Source organism: Burkholderia sp. 9775_39, from assembly GCF_015712225.1.
GTDB lineage: Bacteria > Pseudomonadota > Gammaproteobacteria > Burkholderiales > Burkholderiaceae > Burkholderia > Burkholderia cenocepacia.
In genome coordinates this window covers 1-24,013 of sequence record NZ_JACCQC010000034.1, presented here as the reverse complement: position 1 = coordinate 24,013, position 24,013 = coordinate 1, and the positions used below count along the sequence as shown (strand labels likewise).

The 24,013-nt window shown below is 57.4% G+C and carries 24 protein-coding genes, 1 tRNA gene and 5 pseudogenes; 20 read left to right on the top strand and 10 right to left on the bottom strand.

Annotated elements, in window-relative coordinates:
* Positions 1-22: 22 nt before the first annotated feature.
* From H0X90_RS31060 to H0X90_RS31010, 11 genes and pseudogenes are all read left to right on the top strand, one after another.
* On the top strand, positions 23-544 hold the full coding sequence (locus tag H0X90_RS31060; protein ID WP_196438337.1) for a hypothetical protein: 522 nt from the start codon (positions 23-25) through the stop codon (positions 542-544).
* Positions 525-2,198, top strand: coding sequence for a GspE/PulE family protein (locus H0X90_RS31055; protein WP_230877689.1), 1,674 nt, complete (start codon positions 525-527; stop codon positions 2,196-2,198). Before H0X90_RS31060 ends, H0X90_RS31055 begins: the two co-directional genes overlap by 20 nt.
* On the top strand, positions 2,195-3,454 hold the full coding sequence (locus H0X90_RS31050) for a type II secretion system F family protein (RefSeq protein ID WP_196438336.1): 1,260 nt from the start codon (positions 2,195-2,197) through the stop codon (positions 3,452-3,454). Before H0X90_RS31055 ends, H0X90_RS31050 begins: the two co-directional genes overlap by 4 nt.
* Positions 3,455-3,659: 205 nt before the next feature.
* Entirely contained in the window at positions 3,660-4,892 is a 1,233-nt protein-coding gene (locus H0X90_RS31045) for a hypothetical protein (RefSeq protein WP_196438335.1), read from the top strand.
* 2 nt (positions 4,893-4,894) lie between these two features.
* Positions 4,895-6,055, top strand: coding sequence for a type II secretion system protein (locus H0X90_RS31040; protein WP_196438334.1), 1,161 nt, complete (start codon positions 4,895-4,897; stop codon positions 6,053-6,055).
* Positions 6,052-7,155 (top strand): hypothetical protein, encoded by a 1,104-nt coding sequence (locus H0X90_RS31035; protein WP_196438333.1) that lies wholly within the window; start codon positions 6,052-6,054, stop codon positions 7,153-7,155. The genes H0X90_RS31040 and H0X90_RS31035 overlap by 4 nt, the downstream gene beginning before the upstream one ends.
* 640 nt (positions 7,156-7,795) lie before the next feature.
* Complete coding sequence (locus tag H0X90_RS31030) at positions 7,796-8,047, top strand: hypothetical protein (RefSeq protein WP_196438332.1); 252 nt, start codon at positions 7,796-7,798, stop codon at positions 8,045-8,047.
* Complete coding sequence (locus H0X90_RS31025) at positions 8,044-8,196, top strand: hypothetical protein (protein ID WP_196438331.1); 153 nt, start codon at positions 8,044-8,046, stop codon at positions 8,194-8,196. Before H0X90_RS31030 ends, H0X90_RS31025 begins: the two co-directional genes overlap by 4 nt.
* 85 nt (positions 8,197-8,281) lie before the next feature.
* Positions 8,282-8,974: pseudogene (locus H0X90_RS31020) on the top strand (IS5/IS1182 family transposase).
* A gap of 56 nt (positions 8,975-9,030) precedes the next feature.
* Positions 9,031-9,759 (top strand): prepilin-type N-terminal cleavage/methylation domain-containing protein, encoded by a 729-nt coding sequence (locus H0X90_RS31015; protein ID WP_196438330.1) that lies wholly within the window; start codon positions 9,031-9,033, stop codon positions 9,757-9,759.
* 695 nt (positions 9,760-10,454) lie between these two features.
* Positions 10,455-10,982 (top strand): filamentous hemagglutinin N-terminal domain-containing protein, encoded by a 528-nt coding sequence (locus H0X90_RS31010; protein ID WP_230877690.1) that lies wholly within the window; start codon positions 10,455-10,457, stop codon positions 10,980-10,982.
* Between the two features lie 257 nt (positions 10,983-11,239).
* On the opposite strand, the gene H0X90_RS31005 is transcribed toward H0X90_RS31010, so the two are convergent.
* The gene (locus H0X90_RS31005) at positions 11,240-11,641 is read right to left on the bottom strand and encodes a hypothetical protein (RefSeq protein ID WP_196438329.1); all 402 of its coding nucleotides are present in this window, start codon (positions 11,639-11,641) and stop codon (positions 11,240-11,242) included.
* Between the two features lie 1,468 nt (positions 11,642-13,109).
* On the opposite strand from H0X90_RS31005, the gene H0X90_RS31000 reads away from it, so the two are divergent.
* Positions 13,110-13,544 (top strand): hypothetical protein, encoded by a 435-nt coding sequence (locus H0X90_RS31000; RefSeq protein WP_230877691.1) that lies wholly within the window; start codon positions 13,110-13,112, stop codon positions 13,542-13,544.
* 164 nt (positions 13,545-13,708) lie between these two features.
* On the opposite strand, the gene H0X90_RS30995 is transcribed toward H0X90_RS31000, so the two are convergent.
* From H0X90_RS30995 to H0X90_RS30985, 3 genes are all read right to left on the bottom strand, one after another.
* A complete protein-coding gene (locus H0X90_RS30995) occupies positions 13,709-14,008 on the bottom strand; it encodes an addiction module antidote protein (RefSeq protein WP_027811056.1) in 300 nt (99 codons plus the stop codon).
* A gap of 1 nt (position 14,009) precedes the next feature.
* Positions 14,010-14,303, bottom strand: coding sequence for a type II toxin-antitoxin system RelE/ParE family toxin (locus tag H0X90_RS30990; RefSeq protein WP_089487652.1), 294 nt, complete (start codon positions 14,301-14,303; stop codon positions 14,010-14,012).
* 104 nt (positions 14,304-14,407) lie between these two features.
* Positions 14,408-14,551, bottom strand: coding sequence for a hypothetical protein (locus H0X90_RS30985; protein ID WP_196438328.1), 144 nt, complete (start codon positions 14,549-14,551; stop codon positions 14,408-14,410).
* Between the two features lie 377 nt (positions 14,552-14,928).
* Between H0X90_RS30985 and H0X90_RS30980 the strand changes: the two genes are divergently transcribed.
* A complete protein-coding gene (locus H0X90_RS30980; RefSeq protein WP_196438327.1) occupies positions 14,929-15,201 on the top strand; it encodes a hypothetical protein in 273 nt (90 codons plus the stop codon).
* Between the two features lie 37 nt (positions 15,202-15,238).
* Here H0X90_RS30980 and H0X90_RS30975 read toward each other — a convergent pair whose 3' ends face one another.
* On the bottom strand, positions 15,239-15,493 hold the full coding sequence (locus tag H0X90_RS30975; protein ID WP_124619363.1) for an energy transducer TonB: 255 nt from the start codon (positions 15,491-15,493) through the stop codon (positions 15,239-15,241).
* A 155-nt stretch (positions 15,494-15,648) separates the two neighbouring features.
* Positions 15,649-15,954: a hypothetical protein gene (locus H0X90_RS36345; protein ID WP_369123920.1), complete on the bottom strand. Its 306-nt coding sequence runs from the start codon at positions 15,952-15,954 to the stop codon at positions 15,649-15,651.
* Positions 15,955-15,993: 39 nt separating this feature from the next.
* On the opposite strand from H0X90_RS36345, the pseudogene H0X90_RS30970 reads away from it, so the two are divergent.
* Positions 15,994-16,611 (top strand): annotated as a pseudogene (locus H0X90_RS30970) (IS110 family transposase); the annotation flags it as partial.
* A 346-nt stretch (positions 16,612-16,957) separates the two neighbouring features.
* On the opposite strand, the gene H0X90_RS30965 reads toward H0X90_RS30970, so the two are convergent.
* Positions 16,958-17,034, bottom strand: a tRNA-Pro gene (locus tag H0X90_RS30965).
* 18 nt (positions 17,035-17,052) lie between these two features.
* A complete protein-coding gene (locus tag H0X90_RS30960; protein WP_196438368.1) occupies positions 17,053-17,355 on the bottom strand; it encodes an H-NS family nucleoid-associated regulatory protein in 303 nt (100 codons plus the stop codon).
* Positions 17,356-17,700: 345 nt separating this feature from the next.
* Here H0X90_RS30960 and H0X90_RS30955 point away from each other — a divergent pair, with 345 nt between their 5' ends.
* The 3 genes from H0X90_RS30955 to H0X90_RS30945 all read left to right on the top strand — a co-directional run bounded on the left by H0X90_RS30955 (position 17,701) and on the right by H0X90_RS30945 (position 20,566).
* Positions 17,701-19,404: a HEPN domain-containing protein gene (locus tag H0X90_RS30955; protein WP_196438326.1), complete on the top strand. Its 1,704-nt coding sequence runs from the start codon at positions 17,701-17,703 to the stop codon at positions 19,402-19,404.
* Positions 19,405-19,979: 575 nt separating this feature from the next.
* Positions 19,980-20,186: a type II toxin-antitoxin system VapB family antitoxin gene (locus H0X90_RS30950; RefSeq protein WP_196438325.1), complete on the top strand. Its 207-nt coding sequence runs from the start codon at positions 19,980-19,982 to the stop codon at positions 20,184-20,186.
* Positions 20,183-20,566 (top strand): type II toxin-antitoxin system VapC family toxin, encoded by a 384-nt coding sequence (locus H0X90_RS30945; RefSeq protein ID WP_196438324.1) that lies wholly within the window; start codon positions 20,183-20,185, stop codon positions 20,564-20,566. The genes H0X90_RS30950 and H0X90_RS30945 overlap by 4 nt, the downstream gene beginning before the upstream one ends.
* Positions 20,567-21,207: 641 nt before the next feature.
* Here the strand turns inward: H0X90_RS30945 and H0X90_RS30940 are convergent.
* Complete coding sequence (locus tag H0X90_RS30940) at positions 21,208-22,230, bottom strand: IS110 family transposase (RefSeq protein WP_196438367.1); 1,023 nt, start codon at positions 22,228-22,230, stop codon at positions 21,208-21,210.
* 315 nt (positions 22,231-22,545) lie between these two features.
* On the opposite strand from H0X90_RS30940, the gene H0X90_RS30935 reads away from it, so the two are divergent.
* From H0X90_RS30935 to H0X90_RS36260, 3 genes and pseudogenes are all read left to right on the top strand, one after another.
* Complete coding sequence (locus tag H0X90_RS30935) at positions 22,546-22,848, top strand: H-NS family nucleoid-associated regulatory protein (RefSeq protein WP_196438323.1); 303 nt, start codon at positions 22,546-22,548, stop codon at positions 22,846-22,848.
* A 64-nt stretch (positions 22,849-22,912) separates the two neighbouring features.
* Positions 22,913-23,703: pseudogene (locus H0X90_RS36340) on the top strand (IS66 family transposase).
* Positions 23,690-23,749: pseudogene (locus H0X90_RS36260) on the top strand (hypothetical protein); the annotation flags it as partial. The pseudogenes H0X90_RS36340 and H0X90_RS36260, both read left to right, overlap by 14 nt.
* Before the next feature lie 105 nt (positions 23,750-23,854).
* On the opposite strand, the pseudogene H0X90_RS30910 reads toward H0X90_RS36260, so the two are convergent.
* Positions 23,855-24,013 (bottom strand): annotated as a pseudogene (locus H0X90_RS30910) (efflux transporter periplasmic adaptor subunit); the annotation flags it as partial.

The window sequence follows — 24,013 nt, the reverse complement described above, 5'->3', positions numbered from 1 at the left end:
TATAGGGACGAGACGAGGAGCGATGATGACCTATCCAACTTGGATGCTTCACTGGATGTGGAATCGCCATTTACAAGGGTGCGTCGGCGATAGCGCGGTATTGTCCTGGACGTTGGTGATTTCGGGTGGAATAGCACTCTTGCTGAGTGCGCTGGCGCTTCCTGCGCCCGGGCACGAACCGATTAAGGAAGCCTCGCCAGGCACCTCACGTTCAAGCGTCGCGCCGTCGGCGTCGACGAGCTCGTTTCATGGGGGCGCGGGAAATGTGACACTGGCAGGCAATGACGAGCAGAGAGCGCCTTGGGCCAGCGTGCTATCAGATGGTGATGTGCATCGTGCCGCGAATACGCCTCAGGCGGCTATCGAACTGACCGGCACGCGTCCCCCATTGCCGCCCGGCGGGCTGCCTGCCGATGCGCAGTGGGTAGATATGGCACGGGTCCCCGCGATCCTGGCATTGGCGGGGAAGAGACAGCATGATCGTCCGCGTCAGGCTGGGGTAAAGAAGCAGTTAGGACGGGATAATGGCAACGCGCACAATTGAAGAGTTATCAAAGGCTTTGGGGCAAGCCTTGTTGGAAGCTGGGTTGATTGATGCGACGCAGCTCGAATATGCCTATCAGAAAAGTGCGGTTCATCGCGACGTGATGTGGCATACCGTCATCGATTCTGGGCTTGCCCGGGAAGGAGATGTTGCGCGCTTGTTGGCCCGCTTACAGGGAATTGAATATATCGAGATTGATGAGGTGTCCGACGCCGAGCCGGCACTGATGGAAATATTTAACCGGGAGCTGTGCCTGAACGGTAATTTTCTTCCGATACGGCGCGACGACCGCGAGCTGGTGGTATTAATTGGCGACACGTTGCCCGAGAAGGTGAGCGAAATCGTTCTACGTCGGTGTGGATTGCGTTGCCGTTTTTTGCAATCCGAGTTTGTGGCGGTTAAGCGTTTAATTCTTCACACGTACTACTTTTCGCAGCATCCCCCAGAAGAACTCTTCGAGCAGGAGGTTCTCGGGTTGGTAGCAGACTCTCGGCATGAGATCAGTCCGGAAAATTTGCTCAAGTACATGTTGCACTTGGCCGTGCGAGAACGTGCCACCGATATCCATATCACACCGGGCGTTCGTAGCCTACATGTGCTGTTCCGAATCGATGGCGTGCTGCGTCCCATCAAGGCGTTGCCATCGGCGCTCGGGCGCTTGCTCGGCTATATCAAGCTGATGTCGGATATGGATATATCGGAGGCTCGTAGACCTCAGGACGGCAGCTTTAGAACGACCATTCTTGACACACAATTTACCGTGCGGGTCTCCACCATCGTGGCAGAGCATGGTGAACGGATGGTGATGCGATTGTTGCCTGAAGCGCATGACCTGAAAGGACTGCAGGAGCTCGGCTTCTTCGAGGAGCATGTGCGGCTGATTGCGTCCAAGATGGCCTGCCCTGCCGGATTGATCCTGATCACGGGGCCAACCGGCTCGGGCAAAAGTAGTACATTGCACGCAGGCTTGCGCATGCAACAATTGATCGAGCGCAACGTGCTGACAGTCGAGGATCCGTTGGAGTATCGCGTGCCGGGTGCCGGGCAGACCGAAGTCAATCGCCGAGCGGGATATGACTTCAGCACTGCCCTGCGGCATTTTTTGCGGCATGACCCCGATGTCATTCTGGTCGGTGAAATGCGCGACGCTGAAACCGCGCAAGCGGCGCTGGACGCTTCGGCCACGGGGCATTTGGTGCTCTCGACGCTGCACATTACCAGCGTGTTCGGCGTGGTTCCGCGTCTTCGGCCGATGGGCTTGCTACCCCAGGCGATTGCCGAGAACTTGCTGTTGGTGATTAATCAGCGATTGGTGCGACGCATATGTTCGTTTTGTGCGCACGAAGTGGCATTTTCCGAGGCTGAGTCGGCATGGCTGGGCGTCGCTGCTGGCGCGCTGGGCAAGCGCGGAGTCGGATGCAGGAAGTGTCGACAAACAGGCTACTACGGCCGCTTGCCCGTCTATGAAATTCTGTGTGTGGACAATGCGCTGGCCAATGCCATTGCCGATGATGTCGGGCGCGAAGGAATTCGCACGAACGCAATTGCCGCTGGCTTCGAGACAATCGGGGAGCTGGCCAAGCGCCGCGTGCGCTTGGGTCAAACCACGTGTGAGGAGGTTCTTCGCGTAATTGGCGAAGGGGTTTCGACATGACGTACTTCTACTACTTCCAGGTTGTTCAGCCTACCGGCAGATCCCGCTCCGGGGTGGTGGGGCTTGCCATGCAGGAACTGCCGGTCGTGCGTACGTGGCTCGAAAGCAAGCATCAGGGTGTGATCGTGCGGTTGAATGCACTGCCCGCGTGGGTCGGGTATGCTCTCGAGCGAGTCCAGCGCATTGGCCAGCCAAAGATCAAGTCGAGGGATCTGGCCGGCTTGCTACGGGATCTGGCCGTGATGACAGCCGCAGGTGTGCCCATCTTGGAATCGATCGCCAGTACGGCCGACACGGACGCTCAAAAAACTGATCCGGCAGTGGCCCGCGTAGGGCGCAGGCTGCTCGAGGACCTGGAGGCTGGCGCTACCGTAAGTCAGGCTTTTGCGCGACAACCGGCAGTATTCCCCGAGACAGTGCGCAGCCTTGTCACCATTGGCGATGAAACCGGCTCGATGGACAAGATGCTGATGGAGGCGTCCGACCATGTCGAGCGAGTCATCGGCATGAAAGCCAACGCCATGCAGGCGTTGATTTATCCGATGTTCGTGTTTTTATCAATTTTCGGGGCGGCGGCATTCTGGATTTACTACGTAATCCCGAATTTGTCCAGCTTGTTCAAGCAAATGAACGTTCCGTTGCCGGCATTGACCGTGGCAGTGCTGGCTATTGCGGACTGGATCACTCTGCACGCGATTGAGCTGGGCTTGTGCGTTCTCGTGTGCTCGAGCGTGTGTGTAATCGCATGGCGCATCAGTACCGGTGTACAGCGAGCGGTTTATGCGCTCTTACATCGCTTACCCATTAGCCGGACCTTGCTCACATCGTCCGGCCTCGCATTCTTTTCAGAGTATTTGGCCATTCTGGTTCATGCAGGTATCGGCATCGTTGAGAGCCTGCTGATTATGGAGCAAACGGTCAAGGACCTCTTTTATCGGGACCGCCTAGTTGCCATGCGTCAGTTCGTTGAGCGCGGAGACCGTGTGTCGACTGCAATGCGGCAGGTGGGAGGGTTCCCCGCCATGATGACACGCATGATTAGCGTAGGGGAGGAGACCGGTACCTTGGATCGTCAACTTAGTCACTTGGCCATGGAGTACCGAATCCGCTTTACCCGTGTCATCGCCATGTTGTCGGAAATCATGCAGCCCTTGGTGATTGTGCTGGCCGGTGGGTTGTTCATCGTCATGATTATGGCCCTGCTGCTGCCTGTGTACGATCTGGTCCGGCAAACCATGTCAGCACGTTATTCCTGACGCATGTATCGATCAGCCTTCTGTAAGGATCTTCGAGTCATAGTTTATGGCAATCACCTAGGTAGGGTCTCTGCGAGACACCGCGTCTAGCAAGACATAAGCGTTAATGGCAGGTTTATTCGAGTAATTCGCGATGAAGCAGATTAGAGGATCGGCGCATGTTACGGCACGACGTGCCCGACAAAAAGGCTTCGGATTGGTCGGCATGTCTGCATTGCTGGTTATGCTTACCGGTAGCGTAATCATCGGCTATCTCGCAAATCGTTCCGACATGCTGAATCATTCGATTCAGGATGAGCGCGCCGCGTTACGCTGGGCCGATAGCTTAATAAAGGACTACGCGTCGAGATATGGGCGCCTGCCATGCGCGGCGTCAACACGCTTAGGAGTGGAAGATTGCGGGGCTCAAGAGGGGTGGTTGCCGGTAGGGACGCTGCTGAATACCACAATTGTATATCCAGGCAGCCTTACAGCGGCCATGCAGCAGATGCGCTATGCTCCCAATAAGGGCAGTGGTGGCAGTCCCGATCTAACAAGCTCGCCTGCCGGGCAATTCATTCCGGCCGTCGGTCCGATCTTACCTAGTGCAAGCGAGAGCACTCCTGGGAGGGGAATTGCGGGCGCCCAGATCAATCCTATGAGCGCCTATACGGCCAAGCCAAGCGGTGCAGATTTTTGTCAACAGCTCCAAAACACCGCCCTGGGTTCAGGAGGCGTCTCGGTCGTTCTAAGTCAATCTCTCGGCCCATGGAGCGTTCCTCCGGTACCCGGGAATGCAGCAGTGAGTACCCTAGCCTACAAGCTTAGCGTATCAGGCCAGTCCAGTGCACTGTCGGCCGCTGATCTTTATACAGCGTTTCAATGTGACTCGGTGAATGCATCACTCAGCGTGATGGCCACGACGGCCGCTCTAAGTGAGCCTGGCGGCACTATCCTGGGACTCAGGCAGGCGTTAATTAACGGGCCCGGTGGATGGGCAGACGACAACGGTCCGGATTCCGCGGGACCGCACGACTGGGGATCGTTTCACTGGATGACAACGGTGCTTATTCCCCAGGTGATCGCGCTCGACTGGATCTTTACCGGTGTGCGTGCCTCACAAGGGATGACCGAATTCGCCAAGCGAGACAGCTCTTTGACGGCTCTGGCCATGCCGTGGTTCGCGATTCAGGCCGCAGCTTCGCTCGAGTTTTATAACCTTGCCGAGACGCGTCGAATTGTCGATCTGGGAGCACAAGCGTTGGCGTCGGCAAACGACACAATCTACCTTGGCCAGTATCAATTGCTGCTGGACAAGCTCCGGGGATTTCAGCCTTGGGGAATGCCAGATGCAAACTTGGGCGTTTCGCCGGCCGATGACGCTGTTCAAAAGGCTACCGAGATGGGCTTCACCTGGGAAATCGACCCCGTCGTTACGGGTATCGCGAACACGAAATAGCCGTGGGTAACAACGTCATGAACGATCAAGCAGCGGTGAATTTCTGCCGACATGGGGCCAGCAACCATGCAGCACAGAGGGGTTTTAGCTTGCTGGAGGCTACTTTAGCGGTATTGGTCACCGGTATTTTGTCGGTGGTGCTGCTCCCACTTATACGCTCCAGTGCTCCCGTACCTCCGGACAGGCAAGTCCAAGACGAACTGGACAAGGTACACCATGCGGTCATGGGCTATGCGCTGAATAGGTATGTTCTGCCGCCCACGCAAGGGTGGATCGACCCTGTCATGCTCGGCTTGTCCGATAGAAAAATTTCCGTGTGGTATGCCGTCGACAGCCGCTTGGTGTCTGCAGAGGCCGGTCTGTATACACCTGATCCCAATCAACATATGCCCCAGTATGTAAGCAGCACCGGACAACGATCCAACTGGTCGGCTAGCCCTGCGGCATCGCCGCTCAATTTATGCGCCGCACTGAGTGCTGCTGCGCGGTCGCCACAACTGCGCGTTGCAGGTGTTCCAGCGGCCTTTGTCGTGCAAATCTCACCGGATCGCAATACTCCGCCGCCTGATCTATCTGTGTTGCCCGGCAGCCCGCAAGCCCAGGCTCAGCTCGCGCGCGGCATCGGGTTACGTTCTATCGGCTTGGGAGAACTGGAAGCATGGTTACGCTGCCCCGAGTTGATCACGCGCGCTGGTAGCACCGCCCAGAAGATCGTAGCCAGTCAAGACATGGTGCAAGTCGCGCAAAGCTTAGCTCATTTCCGCGAGCTTCAATTCCAGCGCGCGCAACAGTCACTGTTCAGTGACGATTTCCAGATAGCAATTCGCGCAGGCTTGCTGGCCAATCTGACCGCCGACCTCGTCAGCTCGCTTATTCAAACAAAGCTGGCTGTTCCAGACGCTATCGATGGAACGAATCCAGCGGCCGTAATCGGTCTGGCAAATGTAATTATTGCTGACATCGTCTTGATCGGCTATATCGGCCTGCAAATCCAGATTGTTAGCACGATCGATCCGGGTATGAGCAAAACAAACAGCGATACAGCCTCCCTCAAAAATGCTCAAGCCGCCATTGCAGACACGCAGGATTACATCACACAACTACAAAAAATGCAGCAAGACGCACAAATTCGATTTCAGAAGCAGATTGAGGGGAAGTTATGAGCAATACCCTGCTGCATCAGCGAAATCGAGGGTTCGGCACGATTGAGGCAGCGCTGGTCGTTGCACTTGCGGGATTGCTTGCCGTTGGCTTGCTTGTTCTGAACCAGATGACCCGCAATCAGGAGACCCGGTACGAACGCAGTGTCATCCTTGAACGTACAAACGCCGCGCTAATAGCCTATATCTTTCAGCACGGCTCGCTTCCCTGTCCAGCATCAGACACAAGTGGCTTTTCAACCTCCACCTGCAGCGCAAGCGCCACCGGTTACGTTCCATATCAGACACTCGGCCTGCCCGAAGCCACAGCGGGCCAGATTCAATACACCGTGCACCCATATCCCAAACGCGGGACCGGAGACGTCGCGCTCGCAATGGGCGCGGGCAATCACATCGATGTGCTCGCCATGCGGTCAAATCAGATCAAAATAAATCAGGTTCATGTGGTGCCGGCCACGCAATTCGCGGCTCAGCCATCCAACATCCTGCAAACATGTGCACTGCTGACTGCCCCAAGGACAGCGGGTACGTCAGTTGATCCTGCCTATACTCTGCAAGTTGGAGCGTCCGCGTTACAAGAGACAAAGGCTCGTGATTCGACCAAGGCACTGAACCGTACGTTCGCCGAGCTGTCGCAGGATCTTGATTGCCCCGAACAAGTAGCATCCTTCGCACGTACGCCTTTCAATACACTGCTCAGCGCCCAGATGTTGCTGCTTGCGCTTGCGGATTACCAAATCCTGTTGAGGGTGCTTCAGCAGTCAACCACGACCGACTTGATCAACAATGCAACACCTTTGCTTGTGACAGGCCCAGCCAAAGTCGGCGCGAAAGTTATGAACTTGTTGATTGAGCAAGGTAATTGTGCGCGCGCTGATGCACCTAGTTGCGCCGGTGTGCCATACGCTGTCGTGGATTTGACTACCGAAAGTATTTACGAGGCATTCAATGCAATTAAAATGATTAGATATGGATTTAATGAATATTATTCGGCTATCGACAATGCTATCTTGTCAGATCAAATCATGGCCAGCTTGGCAATTCAGATTGATGAAATGCAGTGGCATGCGACAAACGGGCTACGTGATAGCCCATATCTTTAAATATCCCTGATCGAGAGAGGCCGATCAGAGTGGCGCCTGAGAACACGTTTGCGATTAATTTTGTTGAGTATGTTTTGAAGAAATTGTAAGTACATAGCATATGCCGGGAGCTCCGAACCGATACGATGCGAGTTGCGACTGGTCGAGGTGGAGAATCTGACCTGGGAAAAACTGGCCTTGAATCACCGTCATCAGGACACTAGGACGCGCGCCAGGGATGATTGCGCGACTCGGCGTGAGCGTCCAGTGGCCCAATTGCTGGGCCTGGCGTAGCGTGGTTGGCCTGCTGACAGGCCACGGAGGCGGTCGTACGCGCGCCTTGCCTGATCGCTGCGACCGAACCCGTTACGGCGACTCGACGCCACATTTTATGAACCGTAGCCGTGTCGCCTTGCAGCGCTGGCCGTGGCGCTCCAGCGCGATGGACTCTCGTTCATGCGCAATCGTTACGTGCTCAAAAGGAGCGTGATGAAAAGACATTTTTCATGAAGCAAGCCCCCAGCAGCCGTCGCCAGAGGGCAGCCTTGTGGCTGTTGTATCCGCACATAGCCCAGCTTTTCCGGTTCGCCGCCGGTTCAGCGCAACTGGTCGCTACGAGGGGGCTCATAAGATCGAGCCTAACCAACACTGCTGGCCGAGCGTGATCGGCGTACTGGATTTTGGCTTCAATACTCTGCTACAAGCGGCCCATGTGGACAAGATCAGAGGCTTACATATGTCGGACTTCAACGACGACGTGCTGGCTGCAGGTGACGGCAGGCCGACCGTGATCGTTCTGGGTAGCGCTTGCGTCCGTCATGGCATTGATGAAGCAAGGCGACAACGTTGGCTGATCGAGATCGCCATGACATTCTGCTCGACTCTCCCGGCTATAGCCACGACCTCAACATGAGCGAGATCGTCCAGCGGCAATTGAAGTATAGATGGCGTCGCTTCGTTGCCTGGATCAAGCAAAACATCGACGCTGAACCAGCGAAGGCGCTATGCAGAAACGGCACTTTTTCAAACGAGTTCCTCGTGAACATTTACTCCGTGCTGTAAGAAAGTGTTTGCCCTCTGTTAACACCAAGGCAAAGCTGTTAGCCTCGACTCTTTCAACATACGGAGTGAGGGCGCGGCCGGGCGGATCATCAACGACGAATTATGGGCATTGAACGAACCATTTTTGCTATCAGCAGCGCCGTGACGCTTCAGTTGCTCGGGGGCCATCCTCGTAGCCGGTCCTGCCGCGCTGACCTGAATACTTCTCATACTCGAGAGGGGCATTCGCTCGGACGAACTACTTGCCCAGATGGGTTGCGTATCGGACATCAGTTGCGGGCGCTGTCTGCTGGACTTGCAATAGGTCGGCGTCCGGGATTGGATCCACGAAATCCGGCTTCCGAGGCTGCGTGCCACCAATCGAATCGAATTTTCTCGCGTTGTCACCGATTCCTCGTCACCGACGCCAACGGCGCTCCGCTTGTCGCTACTCCGGACAGCGCTAGCGTCTGCGACATCACGCAATTGTTGCCGCTAATCAATGCGATTGCACCGACTCGCCGATTGCGTGGCCAGTCACGGCAGATAACGCGTGCTTTCTACCTTGATCTCGGCTCCGATTCGGAGCGGCATCGAAGCGCGTTGCGCTATCGCGGTATCGCATCCGCGATAGTGAGATGCCGTGTCGAACATAGCAGCAGCCGTAGCAAATATCGCTGGGTCGTTGAATGCACCAATGCGTTGCCGCACGGATTCCACCGTTTTCGTACACGATCCAAGCGTCGTGACGACACCCGCAAGGACCCCAAAATTCGCCTGTTGCGTGACCTGCCGATAAACAATGCAGCGATCAGACAACACCTTTTTTGAAGCACTCTTCAAGTCTACTGCCACATGATGACCACCCATGAACCTCAGCCTGAGCGTACTTGGCATTCGCATCGCGGCTTTACGCTCATCGAACTCTCGATCGTCCTGATCGTCGTCGCGATCTTGGCCAGCGTCGCGGTTGTTGGCGGCGATGTATATCGCAACGCAGTAGGTGTAAAAATATACAGCGAATTTGTACAAGGCTGGATCAGCGCTTTCGACACGTATGTGACTCGAACCGGCGGAACGCTACCGGGTGACGATCCTACGACGCCGACGGGCTTTGTTAATGGGCATCCGATTAGTCTGAGCTCGAATACGGGATGGTTATGCGACGGAACGGCCGAACCGTCGCTAAGCCAGGCTATGCTTCAGGCCGGCGTCACGCTACCGACAGGTCGTGGACCCGGCAGGGCGAGTACCTATGTTTATCAAGATAAAGCTGGTCTTGCACATGAACTTCGAGTGTGTCTTGGCACAGTGACGGACTGGTCTATCTTGGCCCCCGGCGGCACCACCCTCGCAACCAAAACGGTCCTGCGGGTGACGGGTTTGACACCTGATCTGGCTCAGCAGTTAAGCAGCATGCTCGATGGCCGTGTCGACGCAGGGCTTGGTACCTTGCGTGAGGAGCGCAGTCGGGCTAGTGGGCGAAGTGTGAACTGGAGCAGTGATGCGACGCAGGATATCAATGGAGGCTCCAATTCCGAATTCCAGAGTCAGGAACTGGACGCAAATCTCGTACTCAATTAGGGACATCGTTTGGAAAATGGAAGACCGCTAACCTGCCGATGAACAATATTGAAAATTAATTTAAAACGAGGTACTTCTTTTATTCTGAGCAAGGTCGTTCGGTGAGCTGGCATGGTCCGTCTCCAAAAACAGACCACCATAACGACGGAGGAATGAGCCATTCGCAGCGTCGCCAACCGAAACGCTGTCCGCCGTCTTTGGGGCGCCGAACAGTCACTCCGACGAAATGAATCGTCCTTTCGACAGGATGAACGCGTGTTTCGGTTAGCTAACATCCATTTCGGGAAGATGAGCCGCCGTTTCGGAAAATCAAACACGCATTTCGGAACCCTCCTGGACTGTTTAGATTCGGCCGAAACAGCTGTTTGCCTGTCGATGTCCACGCAGACCCGTTCAAAAATTTCATCTTTAAAGCAGAATAATAGTTTATCTAATACTTTAAACATTTTTTAATATATTTAAATTTGCTTTCGGGTAATCAACAATCGTCAAATCTCGTCAGGGTGGTATCGCATCAAGATTCGTCATGCTAACTTCGCGGCAAAGCCTCCCTGTGGCGATCTTCCGAGAATCCGGATTGCCAGACGGGATGATTTCAAGAACACCAAGCCAGAAGAGAAATGCGAGTAGAGACCCTACGACGGACGTTGGCCGTGCGGCACGTCGAGCGCGAAATCGCGCGTCAGCAAGGCTGGATGAGTCATCGCCTGGCTGCGCTGTTCCATTCGGATAGCGCGGCGCGACCGCTTTGGATGCGTGTCACGGCCATCGTGATGGTCGCCGTCACCTACTTCGCACCTGCTGTGTTTCTCGCCGATGAAGTCGCGCATGCGGCACCGATCGTTGATCCGCGCGCGCCGATTCCGTTCCAGCCGACCATCACGCAGACAAGTGCGGGTATACCTGCGGTGAATATCGCCACGCCGAATTCGAATGGCGTGAGCTTGAATCAATATCAATCGTTTGGCGTTGATTCGCAAGGCCTGGTGCTGAATAACAGCACCGTCGCAGGGACTGCATTGCTGGGTGGGACGCTGGGGGCGAATCCAAATTTGAACGGCCGGTCAGCCTCGTTGATCATCAACCAGGTCACCTCGACTGGGCCAGCGGCGCAGCTGTACGGGCCGCTTGAGGTCTTTGGGGTGCCCGCGGCCGTTGTCGTGGCCTCTCCCAATGGGGTAAGCGTAAATGGGCTGAGCCTGTTGATTTCCACCGAGTCTTAACCCACCGATTTCATCTAAATCTGACCCACCCCGAGACAGCGTAGTACATCTATTCCGGTGTGGATAACTCTTCGTTACCCTCTGGTTTTGCCGCTCTTTTTCTTGTTGTCTTTGCCTTGGCAGAACTGGTCCTGAAGCGCCACGATTCATTGGCCGCGATGACAACGGCCACGATCGCACTGGTGAGCAGTTTTGCCTGCTGCCACTAGAGCGCTGTTCCCCGAGAAAAGGTGGCGAGTCCGCTGGGCGAGCGCTGATCAGCCATGGCTCTCTCCCAGCAGTTTCTTGGTAGCGGCCTCGGCGCGATCCTGTGCCTGGTGGAAGAACTGGATGTTTCTGTCGCTGATGATACTGGTCAGGACTTCGCGGCTGAAGAACACCGCTTGAACCAGTTCGGACGGTAGCGCCTGGACGGATTTTCCCGGCCTGCCATCGGACGGCGCGTGCCCACTCAGTTGCTGAATGAGCGCCTTGAGACGCTGGTCGATGAGCGAGACATTTTCGGTGACGACGCCGAGCGCAAGCTGCTTGCGAATGTAGTCGGACAGCGACACACCGTTCTCTTGAGCCTTGCGTCGATAGAAGCGTTCCGACTCAGGATCGAGTTTGAAGGAGATGGGTTTGGACGCACCTTTCCCCGGCGTTTTAAGACGCGGCATGAAGACCTCGTAGCGAGAGATCCTTACCTTTTTGTGGCCGTGGCTATGTGCGGATTGAGCTGTGGATACGCGCTTCCGTCGTGTGAAGATGTTAGCACATGGTCACGCTTTTCGTCATACGGCTACGTGTTTTTCTGGGAACGGTGACATTCTTCTCGTTTCGCATTGTTTTCTCCATCAGCAGCCGCATCACGTCTTTAAGTAACTGATTTAATTGTCGTTTTCGGTATAGACGAGTCTTCATTGAATTTAGGCGTACTACCGTAGCGCCAATGGTGTATTACGCGTATAGCCATTGTCGCGCGCGCTTTCGATGGAGGATCGAACGGTATTAAAAGGGTTTTGCGGGTGTCATACCGGCATACGCTATATCCTGTCTGAGTTTCGACTCTAGCTTAGCAATATCGTGATTTTTAGGCGTCCTACCGCTTAAAGGCTTGCGCAGCAAGGCTTTAAGCACCCGCAACGAAGTTGCGTGGTGTGTGACCGTCTGGTCGGGGGGTGGGGCTTGCCCCACGGGTCGCCCCCCGGCCGGACGGTATCTGGATGGTGATGCCCGGACGGGTCCGGGTATCACCGGTTTTTCAGCAGGCGTCGCGATCAGCATCGCAGCCAGCAAGAGCGAGGATTTCGTTCCGTTGAGACGTTCGCCTGGTCGGAGCACAGAGGAAATTTTGCAGAAAGGTGGAGGTCGAGGCACCGACACGAAAAAGAGGAAAACGAGGCGAGCGTCGATCCGTTCCGCACAGGGAAAAAACGGAATAGGGAGGTTGAACGGAGGCGGGGAGCGGATAGGGAGAAATTCGGAGCGACGAGGGTGGTTATGCCACGCAGGTTTTCCACATATCCACGGGTCCGGACCGACGTCGCGATGCATCAACATCGCAAGAGCGGCGGCCGCGCGCCGTTTTCCACAACGGTGTTGGTTGTGGGAAACGGGAGAAGCGCGGGGACCGGTGGGTATGTGGGAAACCTGCCGGCGTGCGCTGAATTCGGTCGATGAAAGATGGGGGGCGGGCGACAAGGAGAGAGAAAACGCTGTGAGGAAGGGCGGCGTTGGCGCAACCGGCGGTCGCGACGGAGGCGATCGCCGGGGGGAATCTGCGCAATGCGGGCATTGCGCACTGGATGGGCGGTCCGCGCGGGGCGACGGCTGCGCAAGCGCGCGGGCGACGCCCCGCGCGGCGCCAGCGGGAAAAACGCGGGATCGGTGGCTCGCGCGTGGGTCGGTTCGGCCGGCGGCCGCGACGGTGGCGGCCGCCGCGCTCGGGTTGCGCAATGCGCGCATTGCGCTCTGGCTAGATGGTCCGCGCGGGGCGACGGCTGCGCAAGGTCGCGGGTGACGCCCCGCGCGGCGACGGCCGGAAAAACGCGGGGGCGCCGGCTCGGTGCGCGGGTCGGTTGGATCGGCGGCCGCGACGGTGGCGGCCGCCGTGCGCCAGTTGCGCAATGCGAGCATTGCGCCTCGATGGATGATGAGCAGGGCCGCCCGGCTACAACGGGGCGTCAGGCGGCAGTGCTCTACGTTGCGCGGCCGAATTCCGCTACACTGCGCGGCAAGGGGGAGGGGCACAATGGAGTGATAGAGGCCATGACGGCGGATGCAGGGAAGACGGCACGGAAGCCGCGATCGATCGAAGACGAAATCGCGCGGACGGCGGCGAAGCTGAAAAAGCTGCAGGACGAACAGCGCGAACGGCTCCGGAAGGAGCGCGAGCGGAATCAGAAGGCGCTGCTCGAGCTGCTGCGCGCGGAAGGGCTGGACGAGATTCCGGCGGAATGGTGGAAAGAGAAGCTCGAGGCGGTAAAAGCGGCGCTCGCGAAACCGGGCGAGACGCCGGTGCCGGCGAAACCCGCCCAGGGCGAGCCGGCAGCCGCTGTCACCGACGGCGCGTCGGTGTGATCGTTGGGGCAATCCGGCGACGCGCGAAGTGTGCGCGGAGCGGAATTGCCCCGATTCATTTGCGCAGCGCGCAAACTGGCTAACGCATTGGTCGCGGGCTGGCGGGTGGTCGCGGCGCAGCGGCGAGCGCCCGCCAGCCCGCGACGCCGCGCGAAAATCCCGGCTCAGGCGTGCTCGTGTACGGGCGTCGTCACGGTCAACGTGAGGCCGAGCGCGCGCACAACACGCAGGATCGTCGCGAATTCCGGGTTGCCGTGCTCGTCCAGCGCTTTGTAGAGGCTTTCGCGGCCGACGCCCGCGTCGCGCGCAATCTGCGTCATGCCGCGCGCACGCGCCACGGTGCCGATGGCTTCCTGAATGTCGGCGGAATCGCCGGTCTCGAACGAAATCCGCAGATATTCGGCCTGCGCCTCGGGCGTGTCGAGGTATTCGGCCGCATCGAACGGCGTTGTCTTGATACCCATGTCAATCTCCCAATTGCGCCGAAAGCGCGATAGCACGCTCAATGTCGCGCTGCTGCGTTGACTTGTCGCCACCGCATAGCAGGACGACGAGCGTTGAGCCTCGTTGGACAAAGTAGACGCGATAGCCGGGGCCGACGTGCACGCGCATTTCGCTCACCCCCGCACCAACCGGTTTCACGTCCCCATACTGGCCGCGCGCGAGCCGTTGAATCCGCTTGGCGATCTGCGCGCGCGCGATGTGATCGCGTAGGCCGCGCAACCATTTCGCGAAGTCGTCTGTCTGCTCGATTCTCATATTCTATATAGTATCCCATAGGATACACGATTTCAAGGTGCATTCTGGGTGCCGGCTGAACGCCCCGGCGACGCGAAATGCGCCCGTCGAAGGGGGTACGGTTTTCACGCGACGCGCTCGACCTCTACAAGCTGCGACCCAAAAAGCGAATCCGCACGGCTCCAAGCCGCTTCGAAGCTGCTTGCGTCGATGATCTCGACGTCGAAGCCTGTCTCTGCCTTGTAGGTGATCGCCCACTGTGCCTGCATGTCATTCTCTTTCGCGAACTCCGGCTAAACCGAATGCGCGCGGCGCCGCTGGCGGTGTTCGCCGAGGCGCTCGAGCGGCTTGAGCGGATGCGTGACGGGCGGTCGTACGATCGGCCGCCGGCACGGCGCGGCAGTGCCGGATCCAGGCTTGGGTGAGCTCCCCGAATCGGCGCGCCGTCGACCGAATATTGCGAACCGCTCGCACCCCTGACATATATACAGTACCTACGGCGGCAACGGCTTCCACACGGTGCGGAGAGCCGAATGGACAATCTGATTCGAGTGGGTGACTTTCCCGATCGCGAAGGCTTGGCGCGGTCGACGTACGAGCGTGGCGACAAGCGCGCGGACCTGGTCTGCGCACCGCGGAGCGGAGCATGACCGCCGCGCCGATGCTCGAGCAGCGCGACACGATGGTCGCGCTCGGGTGGACCGTGGTGAGCGACTACGGGTACTCGCATCGGAGCGGCTGGACGATTGGCGTCTGTCGTGTACGCGACAAGTGGGTCGTCGAGCTGTGGGATGGAACATCTCTCCATGCCAACGTGGGCTCGCCGGTCGCGGCCGCCCGGCTTCATCGGGAGCTCGTCGCCGAAGCAAACACGAGTACTCCCGGCGACGGCGACGAACAGCACGAGATGTCGAACTGATCAGGCGAAGGGCTCCGCAGCGGCCGGGCCCGGCACGTCAATCCCCGTCGTATGTGAGATCGTGCCACCGTTGCGAAGTGCCGCCACCTGACCCGAGCTGCCCACGCGGAAACTGCTTGACGGCTATCGCGTGCAGCGCGCGCTCGTCGCGCGCGGGATCGCCGCAGCTGCGGCGCACCTTCAGATCACGAACGCGACCTTCGTCGTCGAGCCAAACTCGCACCAGGACATTCCGGCGGGCCTCGCCCGATCGCGGGACTGCGCGAGACAACATGCGGTCGATCAGCGACATAAACGTCCTCTTCACTGGTGGGCCTGGCTGGACTTGAACCAGCGACCAATCGAGTAGGATGGGTAGCCAGCTCCTTGCGACGCGAAGACGCTAACTCCACGCTCCGCAGGATACCAACCACCTTCCTCCGAACGCAACGTGCAAGTTTCCAAGCATTACGCTCTCCAGCAAGGCGCGTTTTTGCCCGACGTATGTTGACCTATCTCGCTGCTGGGATCATGCAGATCGGATAGTTTGAGGCCATCGTATTCCCCTTTATGAATTCTTGTATGACATGGGGAACACACCGGGATCTGCTTTCGGTTCAGGGTCGCCATCAGACGCGAGAATCCCTGAACGGCAGTTCCCATCTTCCGAACGTGGCGTATGTGGTGCATTGCCACTCTGTCGTCGGAGCCACAAATGACGCAACTCGACCCCAGCTTGCTGCGGGTTCTCAATCGTTGATTTCGTTGGAACACGTGGTCCGGTGAAGGCACTTCCCCCACTTTGAATCGGGTACTGCGACGTACAATCGGTTACGAGGTCTGCTTGCAGAATTCGGTGTGGTTCTGCCACAGAGCCCGGAAAAACTGCGGGCACATATTGCCAATCATCTGGACGAGTTGCCCGGGTGGGCGCGAAAAAGTATCAGCGATTTGCTGGAACATGCCGGCAATCTCGACGATCGAGTTGTCGAATACGACCGTGCTATCGCTCAGATCGCGCGCGAAGATGAACGTAGTCGTCAACTAATGCAGTTGCGAGGCATCGGTCCCACCACGGCAAGTGCCTTGCTCGCGAGTATCGGCGCTGGACACGACTTCAAGAACGGTCGTCAAGTCGCCGCATGGATCGGACTGACGCCAGGGCAATACAGCAGCGGTGGAAAAGACCGACTTGGTAGCATTACGAAAATGGGCGATGCCTATCTCCGCAACCTACTGGTGAACGGCGCCCGTGCCGTCATCGCAAGTATCGGAGAAAAGCAGGATCGCCTCAGTCGTTGGGTACGAACACTGGTGGAGCGCAGAGGGTTTTGGCGAGCGGCCATCGCGGTCGCAGCCAAAAACGCCCGAATGGCGTGGGCCATTCTCAAATACGGGGACACTTTCAAGCTTGATTCGGTGGTCGCGTGAGCGCCAGCGGATCCATCAACCAATTGCCTATTGTCTCAGCAACAATTTCGTGAACGGCTAGAACTGGTCACTTTGCACTGCCAGCGGTGATGTGAAGCGGGTTGGACCCGCGCGAGGTATACCTGCCTGTAGCTCTGGAGATGTAAATTCCCGCCGGCTGAATGAGGTCCTCGCGCGCGTCTTTCATCAGGGTCCGGGTCTTTGACCTGTCATGACCGTTTGTAGACACGCAGTCCTTCACCTTCTCACAAGCATCTGCTTGGCATTGCGATATGCGTTAGAGCCCACCCGAAGGATGGGCTTGTGCTCAATGGGAAGCCCTTGTAGAGCTACAGGCCCGACTACATGGTCGGAGTGGCAGGATTTGAACCCGCGACCCTCTGGTCCCAAACCAGACGCGCTACCAGGCTGCGCTACACTCCGAGCAGCAAATATGCCATGTTATTCAGCATCCTGAATCAGAAAGCGATTGCGATTCTTCGCACCTGCAATCCATTGCGGTGCCTTCCCACGCCCGCTCCAGGTGGCGCCGGTTTTCGGATCACGATACTTCGGCGCGACCGGCGCACGCGTGGTCGACGCTGCTGCTCGCCGGCGTCCGAAAAGTTGTTCGGGCGTGATGTCGTATTCAGCGATCTGTTCGCGAATTGCCGTGATGCTGCTGTCCAGCTCGGCAAGCCGCGCTTCTTCGGCTTGCTGCGCCAGTGCCTCTGCTTGTGCCTTCAGTTCTTGGTAGGTAGCGATAGATGGGAGAGGATTTCCTTTGAGAATTTGCTCCGGAGTGAGCGGCTCATTATATCCGCGCGCTACAACGCGGTTTCGATATCTTCCCAACCCAAGCCAAACGCCGCAGTCCAGCACTGGAACGGGTGACCCCCTGCGGTCTACCAGTGCGTTTTGACGCGATTGCCTGGGATAGAATGGCGGTTCATTTTCTCCCCGCGAAAAATATCGACGGAAGATGCGCATTTCGTGGTGCACAAAATCCTCAGTTCCGTGCGAACCGAATACCAAAAAAATTTCGTAGGCGTGGGTACAATCGAATCGATCAACCTACTGGAACCAGCCCTTCAACGGCCGGCAACGATAATGACTTTCCCAGAAGAAAAGACGCACCGCGTGGAACTTAACAGCGGTGCGTTCGGGAGCTTGTGTGAAGGCAAACTTACCTTCGGCGGTGGTACGCTCATAAGTGTGCAATTGTCGATCATGAGTCCGCTGCCAAGCGGGGAGACCGAATATCCACTCGGCGTAGTGCACGCGAAGTCAGAAAACGGGCAATCCTTCACTTTGTACGAATGCAAGGCATACGGCCAGACAATTTACGCGGAGTATCTGATTGTTGGTAACGTGCCTGAACCCCAGTTTCAACGGATCGACGTCCGTTATGCGAACGTGTCAGAATGGTTTCTCCAGTGGCGGAAGATCGAGGGGAAAGTCGGCAAGAAGCTCACATGGTCCGGTTTGCCCGATGAAATATCGGCAAACTTCGAAGACGGCGGACGTTGGTTCCACTTGATAACCGAATATGGCGGGCAGATCAGCCACAATGGGAAAAACCACGTCTTGCATGAGCACATCGAATTTTCGCTCCAACCCGCCACCGGACTCCTGACTTTGCTCGACGCGAAAGAAAAGGCCATGGAGCTTGGGTGTCTGCTCTCGATCCTGATTGCTCAGCCGACATCGATTCAGGAGGTTACTGTGCAGACGCCGACCGGGCGCTATTACGGCCTCTATTTTCCAACCTTCAAGCCGGTTGCACGAGACGCGTCGGTCAACGATTTCGTCCGTGATTGCTTTGTCCAGAAGCACTGGCTAGACGGGAAGTGGGAAACCATCCTCCGACGATATTTCGGTTCGCCCCACCGGAAGATTCGGTGGACGCGCCTCGCCGGTATGCAGCGTTACGAGGGGTTCTGGGAATACAACGCGCTCGGATACGTCACCCTTCTTGACAGCTATGTTAGCCACAATCCGCCGAAAAAAGCGGTAAGGCCACCGCGCCCCGAGGGGATGAGAAGGTTGCAGCATGCGCTGGGCGGGTTCACCCCACCGCTCGACCAAAAGGTGCTTGCGGATGTGCTGGATGCCGTCCGCGAAACACTCTCCTATCCTCAAGAGGCAAAGTTTGCAGAGAAATATACCGCAGCGATCACTTCGACGGACACAGATATCTTTAAGATCATCAATCTTTCGGATGAGAATTTTCGACTGATCAAGAAAGTGCGGGACAGGATTGCACATGGTCAGGCTCTCGAACTGGAGGAGGGAGAGTTTCAGCAGATTCATATCGTGGTCAGTCGGATTGAGCTGTTGCTGACCTACTGGGCATACCTCGACTTCGGCCTGTCAAAGGAGGATTTCTTGAACGGGTTGCGAAGTCCCTTCACACGCCTGCGTCGCCATGCGCAGATAGACGAAAAGCGTCTTGCCCGTGTGACGGGTTCGGCGGAGTTCTTTTCGCTTGACGCGGATTCGTTTGCGGAGTTGTCTTCGCGCAACCTTTCCGGTCTATTTGCGTGCTTTACGGTGGAGCCGAACCGCCAGATAGTTTTTTCTGACCACTTCACCCAAATGCACAAAGACTGGAACTTGGGACGCCACAAAGGGCCGTCCACCATGGATCAGATTTTTGGCGTTGCTCCCGACGTTGTTCGACATGTCGGTCACATGTACATCGAGTGTGAAGAGCGAAGTTTAGAGTTTCACTCTGCCTACCTGTTCGACGCATCAAAACTTAGCGACAACCCTCCATCGAAAAAACGCGTTTCAGAGCGGAATGAACCATAAGAATACCCGCATTGCCGGCTCGGCGCAGGCTACTGTGAAATACCTTTGAACGCATAACTCGGATGCCTATACGAAAGCAATCAGTGCGGTCCACCATTGTTTCATGAACCTGACATCCTATCTATCCGGTATCCTAGCAATTTTACATAATTGTTTTTATCGGTTAATTGGGGTCAGTGTTAAATTTTACCTTCGTATTGATCATGCTTGTCGGTTGCCGGCTCCGCCAAGATTTTGCGTTCACGTGCAATCGTTTTCCGCCGCCGGAATTTGTGCAGCAGCCCATTGCACAATTACCGTGGTCGCACGACAACATGACATCATCATGCAGCCGCCTTGGTCTGCGGAAAAACGCCCGAGCACGGATGGTCGCGCAGCTTGGTGAGCATGCGGGGTCGAGCGGCTGACCATGCGTGCGCCGGCAGCCGTTACGAATTTCGCCAGCAGAGTCGGATCACGCTGCCGAAGGCGTCACGGCCCCCATTTCAGGCCGACCGGTGATCCGTTTATCAACGACTGGACCGTTGCCGAATTGATGCTAAAATTGATGCGAACAAGCATCAAAGGATGCCATCATGCGTACCACCGTTACTGTAGACGACACTCTCTATGCGCGCGCACTCGAACTTGCCGAGCCGGGTATGGCGCCAGCCGACCTGTTCCGGGCCGCGCTGGAGACGTTCGTGCGTGTCCAAGCCGGTCACCGCCTTTCCGCGCTTGGCGGTCGCGCGCCCGACATGCCTGACGTGCCTCGCCGCCACCCGGAGTCGGCTGTCCGATGAGCGTTCTGGTCGACACATCCGTTTGGGTCGAGCATTTCCGACGGCCGCTACCGGCGCTTATCCAGTTGCTGCGCGTCGATGACGTCTTGACGCATCCACTAGTGATGCTCGAGCTCACGTGCGGGACGCCGCCCGAACCGCGGGCCCGAACCCTGGGAGATCTCGCGCTTTTGCGGCAAACGCGCCTAGCGACGCCAGGCGAAGTAGCGGACTGGATAGAGCGGGAACGGCTGTACGGGCGCGGATGCGGTGCGGTGGATTGCACGCTGCTGGCGTCGGTGCTATTGACCCCCAGCACTTGGCTCTGGACGCGCGATCGGCGGCTCGCGCAACTGGCGGAGCAATTCGGGGTTCACTACGTACCGCCTGACTTGCATTGAGCGAAGCGTCGCCGGCGTCTACACACGGTTTGTCGCCCTGTCGGAATCGTCGGCCAACAACTCTTGCGCGAATCGAATAACGGGGACATGCATGGCGATCAAGGCAATCTTCGTAGGTATCTCGATAGCTCCATACCGGAATTGAGCGGAGCACGCCGTGACGCGACAGCGTTGTGGGCGTTGTTCAGCGATACGATCGAAGGCCGGTGTGCTGTTCCAACGTCTCCCGCTGGCGACCACCGTCGACGACTACGACGCGTTGCTGCCCTGGAAGATGCCGGCCGATCTGCGCTGATCCACTTCCTTACCGCACCTCAAACGCTACACCGATTTACTCTGAGGGACGTCGTTCGTTGATCGTATATGAACGCGTCCCGTTTGCGCTAGTTTTTCGCGTGATCCTACGTCGACAGGATGGGTTGCAGTCGTATATCCGGGCTTGTTGCAGCCAGATATGCTGCGGCCCCCGATGAAATCCGCTGACTCGCACCTCATTGCATACACGAGCTCGAAAGCTCGGCGATCCACTCAGGTTTGGCGAGTCCCGGTCCGACCTGTCTTGTCATCTCGCACGATTGCCAACGCAACCTTTTGACATTCACCCTGTGTAAAACGTTGACCTTCTTCTGCGCCAAGCTTGCCTATCGGACCGGCTTCACGCTCACGTAACCTTTTTCATATGGCCGGTCATGGGCCAGCATCGCCCAGATCGTTCGTGCCATTTTGTTCGCCAACGCGACCACCACGACGTTCGAGGGTCGCCGGGTCTTCATCTGGTCAACCCACGCTCCGGGTTCTTTTGCACGAGCCAGCACAGCTCGTGCCCCGTGGATCAGCATCTTGCGCAGATACATGTCGCCTCGCTTGCTGATCCCATGCAGGTTCACCTTGCCGCCCGAGCCAGTTTGTCTTGGCACCAACCCCACCCAGGCCGCGAACTCACGGCCAGACCGGAATGCTTTCGGATCACCAATCATCGCGACCGCTGCTGTCGCCGTCAGCAGACCGACGCCAGGAATCTCGCCGATCATCTTCACGGCGTTGTCTTCCTTCTTCCATTCACGCAACCGACGTTCGATTGCAACGATTTCTTCGTCCATCTTTTCGATCCGCTTCCACTGTTCACGTAGCGAATCGATCAGTACCTGCGGCAAACGTTCTTCGACACTCGCGAGCGCAACAGGCATCTCCTTGGTCAGCGCTACCCGGCCTTTTCCCATTGCCTCACCGAACTCTGAGAGCATACCGCGCAGGCCATTGATCTGCATCGTACGGAACTTCACCAACTGTTCGCGCTGTCGATGCATCATCAGTACCGCTTGCTGCATCTCAGTTTTCACCGCCACCGCCTTGCATGGCTGCTGGACGGCCAGCCAGATCGCCTTCGCGTCCGCCGCATCGCTCTTGTTGCGGATGTTGAAGGTTTTCACGAACTGTGCAGCCATCAGCCTCACATCGTGCCCCATCTTCATCAACTGCCGAGCCCAGTGATGCGCGCTGCCACAGGCCTCCATGCCGATCAGACACGGTGTCCGATTTGCGAAGTGCTCGAGGAACTGGGCTCGCTTGATCGGCTTGTTCACGATCTCGCCGGTTGCCTGATCAATGTAGTGGACCTGAAACACGTTTTTCGCAATGTCGATTCCAACTGGCGTAGCATTCATCTTCGGATCCTCCGGTTGCCGGGAAATGCGTGCATTTTCCACCTTGGGCACATCGATGCCGTTGGCCCGTGAGGATCCACCTTCCTTTGCTTCTACGTTCACGGGTGGGACGCGTTCATTTCATTGCATACCTCAGAACCGACTTATCATTCTCGCGCCTGGTACCATCTGGCGCCTCGCAATCACGCTTCAGCTCTTCCTCAAGTGGAACGCCGGTGATGCGGGTCGGGAAGAGATCGATACCGAGATTTAGCGCGGGGATATAATGAATGGCTCTCACTGGAGCAATCTCTCAAAGGAAATTCTCTCCCATCTATGGCTACCTACCACGAACTGAAGGCACAAGCAGAGGCACTGGCGCAGCAAGCCGAAGAGGCACGGCTCGCCGAGCTGGACAGCGTCATCACGGCAATTCGCGAACAGATCGCTGAATACGACATTACGCCCGAACAACTATTCGGGCGCCGGCGAGCAGTAGCGTCGACAACGCGCGCGCCTGTCGCGCCGAAGTATCGTGATCCGAAAACCGGCGCCACCTGGAGCGGGCGAGGGAAGGCGCCGCAATGGATTGCGGGTGCGAAGAATCGCGATCGCTTTCTGATTTCGGACGCGGAATAACACGGCAAAATCGCCTCTCGGAATGTGATGCAGCGTGGTGCGCGTCTAGTTTGGAATCAGAGGGATGGGGCAGCTGCCGATGCCGCGGTTGCCGAACGAGCGCAGTATCGCCCATCCCAGTTTGCTCGCTGATATCCTAGTCTCGAAGTACGCTGATCACGTTCCGTTGTATCCACAGACAGCCATTGCAGCTCGCGACGGCGTGCGCCTCGATCCAGCCAATATGGCCCACTGGGTCGGTCAGTGCTAAGAACTCCGCCGGCCTTTGATTGAAGCACTTCGGCGTTATGCGATGGTGCCGGCAAAGCCCAACGCCGACAATACGCCGATTCCGGTGCTCGGGCCTGTCAAGGGTAAAACCATGAGGGAGCGGCTATGCGTCTATGTACGCGGTGATCGTCGTTCGGGCTCGACACAACCTGCTACCGTTTGGTTTGCCTACTCGCCGGATCGCCAGGGCTTCCATCCCAGACGCATCTCGCCGGATTCAAAGGCGTTCTGCAGGCGGACGGCTACAGTGGATTCACCGAGTTGTACGAAAGCGGAAAGGTTTGTCAGGCAGCATGCTGGGATCACGCCCGTCGCTATCTGGACGAGGTTCACGAGTCCGGATCGTCAGAGTTCACGACGCCGGCACTCGACATGATCGCCAAGCTCTACGGTATCGAAGCTGAGATTCGTGGAAAGCCTCCCGATGGACGGTTACGAGTGCGCCAGGAAAAAGGCAAACCGCTGCTCTCGTGCCTCGAAGCGGGCCTGAGCGCGAAGTTCAAGACGCTCTGGCCGGAAGCCTCACTGGGCCGCCGCGATCAATTGCACGCTCAACCGTTGGGAGACGCTCCTGCTGTTCTGTGACGACGGCCGCGTCCGAAATCAGCAACGTCGACCTGAGAATCCCCTGCCCTGCGTAAGCCTCGGGAGAAAAAACTTCCTGTTCGCCGGCTCTGACAGTAGAGGCGAGCGGCGCCGAATGTCCACAAATCTTCAGACGGCCCCTCACGCTACGCTTCAGGATCACCGGCAGCCTGCTGCTGCGCGATCACGGTCTGGCCCTCCTGCGTGACGACCGCGACGACCTCGCCGTCGATCGGCGCGACGATGCGCGTGTAGCCGAGGTTCGCCTGCGCGATTTCGATCTGGATGCGGGTCGAGCGGATCTGCGCGG